Origin of the sequence: Calidithermus terrae (genome assembly GCF_003574345.1) — a bacterium.
GTDB lineage: Bacteria > Deinococcota > Deinococci > Deinococcales > Thermaceae > Calidithermus > Calidithermus chliarophilus.
Map to the genome: position 1 here is coordinate 1 of NZ_QXDL01000166.1, position 9,465 is coordinate 9,465.

Annotated in this window: 8 protein-coding genes; all 8 read right to left on the reverse strand. The window is 64.3% G+C overall.

Annotated elements, in window-relative coordinates:
• Window positions 1-370: BadF/BadG/BcrA/BcrD ATPase family protein (locus Mterra_RS15820; protein WP_275054706.1), on the reverse strand; the 370-nt coding region annotated here is incomplete at its 3' end.
• Window positions 367-1,329 carry a GNAT family N-acetyltransferase gene (locus Mterra_RS15825; RefSeq protein ID WP_119316048.1) on the reverse strand — a complete coding sequence of 321 codons (963 nt, stop codon included), beginning with the start codon at window positions 1,327-1,329 and terminating at the stop codon, window positions 367-369. The genes Mterra_RS15825 and Mterra_RS15820, both read right to left, overlap by 4 nt.
• A gap of 99 nt (window positions 1,330-1,428) precedes the next feature.
• The gene (locus Mterra_RS15830; RefSeq protein ID WP_119316049.1) at window positions 1,429-3,816 is read right to left on the reverse strand and encodes an aldehyde dehydrogenase family protein; all 2,388 of its coding nucleotides are present in this window, start codon (window positions 3,814-3,816) and stop codon (window positions 1,429-1,431) included.
• A 64-nt stretch (window positions 3,817-3,880) separates the two neighbouring features.
• Window positions 3,881-4,861: a deoxyribose-phosphate aldolase gene (gene deoC / locus Mterra_RS15835; protein WP_119316050.1), complete on the reverse strand. Its 981-nt coding sequence runs from the start codon at window positions 4,859-4,861 to the stop codon at window positions 3,881-3,883.
• An 856-nt stretch (window positions 4,862-5,717) separates the two neighbouring features.
• Window positions 5,718-6,014, reverse strand: a complete 297-nt coding sequence (locus tag Mterra_RS15840) for a hypothetical protein (RefSeq protein ID WP_119316051.1) — start codon at window positions 6,012-6,014, stop codon at window positions 5,718-5,720.
• A 25-nt stretch (window positions 6,015-6,039) separates the two neighbouring features.
• On the reverse strand, window positions 6,040-6,549 hold the full coding sequence (locus Mterra_RS21985) for a hypothetical protein (RefSeq protein ID WP_147372853.1): 510 nt from the start codon (window positions 6,547-6,549) through the stop codon (window positions 6,040-6,042).
• Between the two features lie 41 nt (window positions 6,550-6,590).
• On the reverse strand, window positions 6,591-7,130 hold the full coding sequence (locus tag Mterra_RS21990; RefSeq protein ID WP_147372854.1) for a hypothetical protein: 540 nt from the start codon (window positions 7,128-7,130) through the stop codon (window positions 6,591-6,593).
• Window positions 7,127-9,465: alpha/beta hydrolase family protein (locus tag Mterra_RS22455; RefSeq protein WP_218022950.1), on the reverse strand; the 2,339-nt coding region annotated here is incomplete at its 5' end. The genes Mterra_RS21990 and Mterra_RS22455, both read right to left, overlap by 4 nt.

The window sequence follows — 9,465 nt, forward strand, 5'->3', positions numbered from 1 at the left end:
CGACGAGCAGCACCCCCGGCTCCCCGGCGAAGTAGGCGTCCAGCGTCAGGGCGGCGTCGCTCTGGGCCTCCAGCCGCGCGTAGGGGTGGGAAAAGCCCTCGAAGGCCCGCACGTCCTCGGGCGTCGCCAGCCCCGCCACCCCGGCGTGGACGGCGCAGCCCTCCAGCTCGGGCTCGAGCCCGGCCTCCCGGAAGGCGGCCTCGACGGCGGCCCGCAGCTCGCGGTGGGCGGCCTCGAGGCCCACCTGCCGCGGGTTGGCGCTCCCCGCCGCGCCCTTGCCCAGCGCCTCGAGGCCCTCCGGCCCCCTCCGCGCCAGCACCGCCCGGACCGCGGTCCCCCCGGCGTCCACCCCCACGCGGTACAGGCTCATAGCCCGCGGCTGTGCGGGCGGTAGCCGCGCCAGGGCACGAAGCCGGCCTTGCCGTAGAAGTCGGCCAGGGTGGTCCAGTCGATCACCATGCGCCCCACGCCCAGCTCCTTGAGGTGCTGCACCCCGTAGCCCAGCAGCGCGAAGCCCAGCCCCCTCCCCCGCAGAGCCCCAGAAACCCCGATGGGGCCGAGGCCGCCGTAGGCTGCCCCCAGCGCTTCCCGCCAGTAGATCCCCGGCCCGATGCGCCTCGAGCCGCGGTGGTACACGTGGGCGAAGCCCCACACCTGCCCCTCGCCCTCCAGCACCAGCACGTCAGCCGGGCTGGGCTCGACCTTCAGGCGTTGCTCGGTCTCGTACAGCCAGCGCCCCGGAAAGGCGGCCTCGAGGAAGCCCAGCAGCGCCGCTACCTGCTCCGGCCGGCAGGGGCCGATCCTGAACCCGCTCGCCTCGAGCGCCTCCCGCGCGGCGGTGGGCAACGCGTAATCGGCCAGGTCGCGGATGAAGTCCTGCTCGAGGCCCGCCGCTTCGAAGCCCGAAGCCTGCAACAGTTCAGCGAGCGCCGTGTCCTCGACCGGCACGCCGGGGAAGAAGTGGCTGGGGTCGCCGCCGTACTGCACCCGGGCGAAGCCCTCGGCGCGGAGGGCGCCCTGGGCGTACTCGAGCAACGCCCGCCCCACGTCCTCCTCCCGGCCTTCCTCCACGAGCAGGAAGCTGATCCAGGCGTTGCGCGGGTTCTGGTTGCTCCAGGCGGGCGGCGAGGGCGGCGTCTTGAGGCTCACCGCCCCCACGACCCGGCCCCCTTCCTCGAACGCCCGCGCCAGGTCCGCGCGGAAGTGTCGCGGGTCGCCCGCGGTCTGCTGCTCCCAGAGGGCCTTGTCCAGGGGAAAGCGCTCGCCCCAGCGCCGCCGCCAGAGCTCGAGGAGGGCCGTCTCGTCCGAGGGTCGCCAGGCACGGAGCATGTGCACCAAGCATATACCAACTCAGGACCAATTAGCCGCCGTCGAGGGCTGGGGCAAAAGTAGGGGCGCGGCGCGCCGCGCCCCTGCGCTACAGGAGGGTTACGCCCCGTAGGGGACCCAGATGTTCTTGACCTGCGTGGCCTGCCGCAGGATCTCGTCCATGCCGGGCAAGGGGCCGCTCTCGGGCAGGGTCCAGGTGCGCTTCATGTTGAGGGCGCTGGCCTTTTCCACCATGGCCCGGCCCGCCTGGGGCCCGGCGTACCACACCGCGTCCACGTCGTCGTGCTCGGCCAGGGTCTTGGCGAGCTCGTCGCGCTCGCCGGTGACGATGTTGAAGGTCCCGGCGGGCACGTCGGAGGTCTCGAGCACCTGATACAGGTCGGTCGCGCTCAGGGGGTGGGCAGGGGAGGGCACCACCACCAGCGTGTTGCCCATCGCCAGCGCGGCCCCGGCCAGCGTGGCGAGGGCGAGCAGGGGCCGGTCGTCGGGGCAGAGCAGGCCCATCACGCCGATGGGTTCGGGCACCGCCAGGGTGACGTTGCGGATGGGGGTGTTGTGCACCACGCCGTCGTACTTGTCGGCCCAGGCGGCTGCCGTGAAGAGGGCCTGGATCGCGGCCTCGACCTCGGCCATGCCGTCCGCGCCGGTCTGGAGCTCGAGGCGGCGCGCGAACTCGAAGGCGCGGGCCTCCAGGTTCTCGGCCAGGAAGTACAGGATCTGCGCTTTGTTGTGCCCGGTGGTCCTGCGCCAGCCCTCGAAGGCCCCTCGAGCCGCCTCCACCGCGTTGCGGACGTCCTTTCGGTTGCCCAGCCCCACCTCGCCGATGAGCTGCCCCTGCGGGCCATAGACCGCCTTGCTGTAGCCGCTGTCGGGGCGGGCCTGTTTGCCCCCGATGAACAGCTTGGCGGTGCGGTCGATGGGCGGAAGAGCGCTGACGGCCGGGGGCTCATAGCTGATGGCTTCGGCGGTTTTCGCCTTGGCCCGCGACTTGCTTTTCGGGCTATCGGCTATCGGCAACCGGCTCTCGGCTTTCTTCACGTACTCCCACAGCCCCTCCTTGCCCCCCTCGCGCCCGAAGCCGCTCTCGCGGTAGCCGCCGAAGCCCGAAGCGGCGTCGAAGAGGTTGGTGCTGTTGATCCAGATGGTCCCGGCCTTGACCTGCGTCGCCACGTCGAGGGCGAGGTTGATGTCCTCGCTCCAGATGCTCGCGGCCAGCCCGTAGCGGGTGTTGTTGGCGAGCCTGACCGCCTCCTCGGGGGTGCGGAAGGTCATGGCGGCGAGCACCGGGCCGAAGATCTCCTCCTGGGCGATGGTCGAGGCCGGGGCCACGTTGGTGAAGAGGGTGGGGGGGTAGAAGCAGCCCTCGGCGGGCACCGCCCAGCTCGGCTGCCACAGCTCAGCGCCCTCCTCCACGCCCTTCTGCACGAGCTGCTGGATCTTCTGGAGCTGCACCGGCGCCACGATGGCCCCGATGTCCACGGCCTTGTCGAGGGGGTCGCCCACCCGCAGCCGCTCCATGCGCGCGCGCAGCTTGCCGTAGAGCTTCTCGGCCACGCCCTCCTGCACCAGCAGCCGGCTGCCCGCGCAGCACACCTGCCCCTGGTTGAACCAGATGGCGTCCACCACGCCCTCCACCGCGCTGTCGAGGTCGGCGTCGTCGAAGACGAGGAAGGGCGACTTGCCGCCGAGCTCGAGCGAGAGCTTCTTGCCGCTGCCCGCCGTGGCCCGCCGGATGATGCGCCCCACCTCGGTCGAGCCGGTGAAGGCGATCTTGTCCACGCCCTCGTGCTCCACCAGCGCCGCCCCGGTGCGCCCGTCGCCGGTGACGATGTTGACCACGCCCGCCGGCAGGCCCACGTTCTGGCAGATCTCGGCGAAGAGCAAGGCGGTGAGCGGGGTGAACTCGGCGGGCTTGAGCACCACGGTGTTGCCCATCGCCAGCGCGGGGGCGATCTTCCAGGCGAGCATGAGGAGGGGGAAGTTCCAGGGGATGATCTGGCCCACCACGCCCACCGGCTCGTAGCCCGAGAGCTCACCTTCCATGAGCTGCGCCCAGCCCGCGTGGTAGTAGAAGTGCCGCGCCACGAGCGGGATGTCGATGTCGCGGGTCTCGCGGATGGGCTTGCCGTTGTCGAGGGTCTCGAGCACGGCGAAGAGCCTCGAGTGCTTCTGGACCTGCCGGGCCAGGGCGTAGAGGTAGCGCGCCCGCACGTGGCCGGGGGTCTTGCCCCAGGAGGCGAAAGCCTTGCGCGCGGCCTTCACCGCGTCACTCACGTCTTCGGGGCCGCCCTGCGCGACCTCGGCGAGGGGCTTGGCGTTGGCGGGGTTGATCGAGGCGAACCACTCCTGGGTGGAGGGGTCGCGCCACTTCCCGCCGATGAACAGCCCAAAGCGCCCCTTATGCGCCTCGATCCACTCGAGGGCGGGCTTGGCGGCTTCGGGCGCGGGGCCGTAGGGGAGGGTCTCGAGGAGTTCGGTCACGGTCATAAATCCCCCTCCAGGGGCAGAGGGCATGTCGCGTACTGCCGGGATTCTTCTGCCATGCGCGGCTTTATCCCAGCGGCTGGTACTGCATCGAGGCGTAGCGGCCGTAGGCGAAGTGCTCGAGCTGCCGCTCGATGTCGTTGAGCAAGGCACTCGCGCCGATGCGGAAGAGGTGGGGCTGCATCCACTCCTCGCCCAGCTCCTCCTTCATCAGGATCAGCCAGTCGAGGGCCTGCTTGGCGGTGCGGATGCCCCCGGCGGGCTTGAAGCCCACCTTGTAGCCGGTCTGCTCGTAGAACTCGCGGATGGCCCGCACCATCACCAGGCTATTCTGCAGCGTGGCGTTGACGCTCTCCTTGCCGGTGGAGGTCTTGATGAAGTCCGAGCCGGCCTGCATGCACACCAGGCTCGCCCGCATCACGTTCTTGAGCGTGCCCAGCTCGCCCACCGCCAGGATGGCCTTCATGTGGGCCGGGCCGCAGGCCTCGCGGAAGTCGCGCACCTCGTCGTAAAGCGCCTTCCAGTTGCCCGTGAGCACGTGGTGGCGCGAGATCACGATGTCGATCTCCGCCGCCCCCGCCGCCACCGAGGCCTCGATCTCCTTCAGCTTGAGCGCGTGGGGGTTGAGCCCGGCCGGGAAGCCGGTGGAGACGGCGGCGACGGGGATGCCCGTGCCCTTCAGCGCCTCCACGGCGGTAGGAACCATCTCGTGATAGACGCACACCGCGCCCGTGGCGATGGGCCTTCCCGCGATCCCGAGGGCCTCCATCAGCTCCGGCCGCAAGGGCTGGCGGGCCTTGGCGCACAGGCGCCGCACGGTGCCGGGCGTGTCGTCCCCCGAGAGGGTGGTGAGGTCGATGGTGGTGATGGCGTGCAGCAGCCAGGCCGCCTGCCACTCCTTCTTGACCGTGCGCCGGGTGGGAAGGGTCGCCGCCCGCCGTTCGATGGCGCTACGGTTGACCAGCGCCCCCTCGACCGCCGAGAGGTCGAAGGGGGTGCCGGGGTTGCGTTCGTGGGGATGGGATGGGGTTCTGGAGAGCGTGACCATTGTCACCTCGCAAACAAACGAGTGTTGGGATTATACCCCCGCCCCCCCGGCCGCAGGGCGCGGCTGGTCACGATGGAGGGCGGGCCCTGGGGCTCCGTTCACGAGTAAACGCCCATAACTACGAGCATGAAAACGGGCGCCCAGAAGCCTCCGGGCAAGAGCAGCCACAGCACCGCGAACAGGACCAGCAGGGCGATTTCGCGCCTCGAGGCCGACTTCTTGCTTAAAAGCCCCGCTTCGCTTGTAAGGCACTTGCAACGAGCAAGGCAGGTAGTGAGGGCTATGGATGGGCTCGAGCCTTTACCGTGAGGCAGTTAACGGGGAGGGTAGAGATCATCCCACGTTTCGCTTTCTGAATAAGTGATTCTTAGTTCGAGGTATTCTCGACTAAGGTCTTCTATGTAAAGAGTACGGGCCAGCACGACATCAAAGGTATACCGAGTGCTCGGAATTCCCCAAACTGTGGTGTACCAATAGTTTTGTTGGGCATAGGGTGGGTCGGGCATCAGGAACTTATTCCTGCCCCGTTCCACGAGTTTGTTCATCACCTCGGTCCAAAGGATGTTGATCCGTTCCTGATCGCTTGAGCCAGGCCCTACATACTCAAAACACACGCTTACCAACGTACTATGCTTAGTACCTCCACAATCAATCTCGGTAAAGTCCTGTGAAGTGAGTTGCTCGGCAAGATAGAGAGCGATCTTTCTGAGATCACCACTCCTTAGCACACGTTCATCTAGTTGCTCCATAGAGACAGCTCTTTCTTGGGTCTGAGGATTACATACCAACTTGCAGCCAACGAGAATCAAGCACGTGATCGCTGCTACTATGTACATGCATTGACCATTGCGACGGTTCATTCGTATACCTCTGCTGAGTCCTGATGCCACGCGACCCAGATATCCGTTAGATTCTTGGGTTCCAAGAACCATCGCTCATACTGTTCGTGTAGGCGCTCGAGAGCTTTAAAGATGTTTTGTACCTGGCTGCTCAGAACTATCTCGCGCATTTTCTGAACTGCCCGCCACTGGTCAGGCTCCTTTTTGGCAATCCCTGAGAGGATGTTGAACACCGCCCTGAACTCCTCACGCCCGGTGTCAACTAGGCGGTAGTTGGGGTTGGCCTCGTTAGCCTTGTTCCAGTCCTCCAACACTGAAACTCCGCTGCATCCTGGCTAATCAACGAGGAGGATAAAGATCGTCCCACTTCTCGTATTCCGAGTAAGAAACGCGAACCCGGATGAACTTTGGGTCATCCAGGGTTTCGTGATATTCACTGACTACTACCGTGAAGGTGTAACGAGTGGTAGGTACGGCCCACACAGTGGTGTACCACCCGGCAGCTTTGTCATAGACGTATGGTGGATCGGGGGTGAGAAAGAAGCGTTTTCCTGTCACCCCGATCTGGGACATAACATCTTTTATGCCTTTCGACCCGTTATATCTGGCGCAGGCGTCTCCGCCATCGGGGTACTTCGGTAGATTACAGTCGATGATCTCGAAATCTTGGTTGATAAGATGGCTTAGAATCGCTAATGCAATTTTATTGAAGTTCCTGCTTGCTAAGACTGCTTGCGTCTCGCTATCAAACGCCTGGTGGGAAGACATTCCCATACTCGAACTCCCTTTCTTCGGGCACCCCGACAGCAAAAAGCTTAGTAGGAAATAAATAATCAGCCGCACTAGCATCTAAATCTCCAGCGCTTTTGATGGAGGCTCCTGCGTGCCGATCAACGAGGAGAATGGAGGTCATCCCATTTCGCATCCTCTGTGTAGGAAATATCCAGTTTGGATATTTTTGGTCCTCCGACAATTTCCCAGTCTGGCACATAGACCAGGGTGAAGGTAAACCTTGTTGCCGGAATCCCCCAAACCGTCGTGTACCAGCGTGCATTTGAATCCCATACGTAAGGCGGATCGGGCATTAAAAACTCTGATCTATTCAATTCCACAAGTTTATCCATTACTTCCTTGCCTGACAGACCGCCTATATACTGAGCGCAGAACACGCCAATTTCCCAATCCGATGGATAGGCACAGTTCTTATCCCCGTGTGGTAACACACGAAAATCCGGCAGGTTTTGAATTATCCTGCCACCTATAAATTCGGCTATTTTGTCAAGCTGCTTGCTTACCAGAAGAGCGTGTTCCTCGGTAGAGAGATTCATAGCGGGGGTAGAGAGATTCATAGTGGGTTTTGATCTGGACGCCTTACATCCGTTTATGGTGAGCGCGCATGCCAGGAGGGCATACAAGACCAGCCTGTTCATTCTCTTGCCTCCGCCGTGTCTTGGTTCCAAGCGATCCAAATGTCAGTAAGGTTTTGCTCGTTTTGAAACCATCTGAGGTATTGGCGTCGAATGCCGATCGGTAGATTGGAGAGTATGTCGGTAATGCCTTTATTCCCCACCGCCTCCGCCATTAACCGCAAAGCCAAATCCTTGTTTTTCTCTTTCCTCGCAATCCCTGAGAGGATGTTGAACACCGCCCTGAACTCCTCGCGCCCGGTGTCAACTAGGCGGTAGTTGGGGTTGGCCTCGTTAGCCTTGTTCCAGTCCTCGAAGGCTTTGCCGATCGAGGGCCCGATCTTTTTGCGGTAGGGTTCGATAATCCGTTTCTCCAACTGGTCTTCAGTTTTGGTGCCCACGAACTTGGTTTGGTTGGCGGGGCGGTCATAGGGGGTGTTGGGGTCGTCCTTAGTGCCCTTGGCGTTAGCAAATAAGGTGCCGTACTCGGGGCGCTGTTGTAGCAGGAGTGAAGTATAGGTTGGGGCGGTGTGCTCCCGGGCTGTGGTCAGCCCGGTGCGGATGAGGAGCCTGCGAGTCGCTTCGGGCATCTGGGCGATGGTTTTGAGGAAATCAGGGTTTTGGAGCAGGCGGCCAAAGGCCTGTGCCCCTGCTTTCAGGCTTTGATAATCCTCCTCGGCGATGCCCGGCCAGTTTTTGGATTTCGCCAGCTCAACCGCGTAGGTGAGGACTTCCTCGGCAAGGCCATCGGGAGCAACCCGCCTCACGAACTCTCTAATGGCATATGCCTTCGAGTCCGCCAGAGCGTCGAGCAGGCCCGGATCTTTGAGCCAGAAGGCCATCTTCTCGGACAAATACGCGGTAACACAGCCTAGGAGGGCCTTGAAGGCCAGGCTATAAGGCAACTCGTAATTCTCTACCACCCCGCCGGTGTAGCCCTCACCGGCCCGCTCCACGAGGTCGCCGCTGTAGTGCACGTGGGTGCTGCCGATGCGGCGGCCGGGGTCGGCCTGTTCGGCGTTGAAGTCCTCGAGCTTTTGCAGGGTTTTGGCGTCGATGCCCGGGGCCTGGAAGGTGACCACGTGCCCCACGAACTGCGGCATCTCGCAGGCCACGGCCTGGGCCAGGGCCCCGCCCAGGCTGTGGCCGGTGACCCAGGGGAGGGACTTGGAGGCGGCTTTGGCTGTCGCCATCACGTCGGCGATGAGGTCGCGGTTGGCCTGGAATTGGCGCAGGCCCACCTGGGGGTCGGCGAAGTCGGAGAGCCAGTCGGCGCGGCCGCTGCTGTAGCTCTTGCTGGCGATCGCCCCGCCCTCGCTGCCCCGGAAGGCCACGATGGGCATGGTGTAGTCCTTGCACCGTTCCCTGGCTTCGGGCGGTAGCTGTTCGCGCGGCACGGGGGTAAAGAGCTTCATCTCGAAGCCCATCACCCCCTTGACGGTCTTGTGAGCCCGGTAGCCGAAGTATTGGAGCAGCCGCTTGCGGGCATCGACCTGGGCTTGGGTGGTGCCGCTGCCGGAGTCGGGTTTTTGGTCGGCGTCTGCCTCGAACAGCCCCTCGACCTCGTAGACCATGTCCATGGCGATCTGCTCGAGGAAGGCGTGGAAAGGCAGATCACCCCCTGTCGGGGTTTTGGGCCGGCTCGCTGCGGTAGGGTTGGGCAGGGCGCCGTAGGCCAGGCCGTGCTTTTCGAGGGCCTGCAGGAGGCTTTGTTGCAGCTTGGGTTGCCGTTGGACCTTTTCCAGTACGTAATTCACGACCGGGACCAGGTGGAGCTCGAGGTCGATCCAACCCTTTTGCTCCATGAGCCGCAGGCCGGCGACGATGTCCTCTCCGAATTTGCCGGGGTCGGTCGCTCCCGTGAGGTTATTCCGGGTCAGCAGCATCTCGGCTAACCTGCGGGCCTCGTCCGGTGTTAATGCTTGGGCGGGCTTGGCCTTCTCCTTGCGCTGGAGGGCGGGCTGGGCTTGAGCCTGAGCCGGCGATGGGGGAGTGGGAGCGGGCTGGGATCGAGGCTTGGCCTCGGCCTGTTCCTGGTAAGCCTCGAGCAGGCTGCCCTTCAAGCCCTCTGCTCTTCCCAGGAAGGTCAGCACCGCCTCCAGCAGGGGCATCCCGGTGGCTGCCTCGGCTTGGTGAAGGGCGTGGGTTACTTCGGCAGCGCTCGAGCCCTGCCGGTAGGCCTGGACCAGCTTGTGGGCCAGGCTGCGGTACTCCCCACGCAGGCTGAGCGCGCTGCCCTCGTCGAGCACCCGCCGCTCGTCGGCAGGAATGCGTACCTCGAGGCCAGGCAGGAGCTGGAGGGTGCGGGCCGGGCGGGGCACGAAGCCCCGCTCCGCCTGCCGGGCCTGCTCCTCCAGGG

What these genes read in the sequence shown, in the direction of transcription:
- Mterra_RS15825 (WP_119316048.1), bottom strand. Translation starts at nt 1,329, where the DNA reads ATGCTCCGTGCCTGGCGACCCTCGGACGAGACGGCCCTCCTCGAGCTC.
- Mterra_RS15830 (WP_119316049.1), bottom strand. Translation starts at nt 3,816, where the DNA reads ATGACCGTGACCGAACTCCTCGAGACCCTCCCCTACGGCCCCGCGCCC.
- deoC (WP_119316050.1), bottom strand. Translation starts at nt 4,861, where the DNA reads ATGGTCACGCTCTCCAGAACCCCATCCCATCCCCACGAACGCAACCCC.
- Mterra_RS21985 (WP_147372853.1), bottom strand. Translation starts at nt 6,549, where the DNA reads ATGCTAGTGCGGCTGATTATTTATTTCCTACTAAGCTTTTTGCTGTCG.
- Mterra_RS21990 (WP_147372854.1), bottom strand. Translation starts at nt 7,130, where the DNA reads ATGAACAGGCTGGTCTTGTATGCCCTCCTGGCATGCGCGCTCACCATA.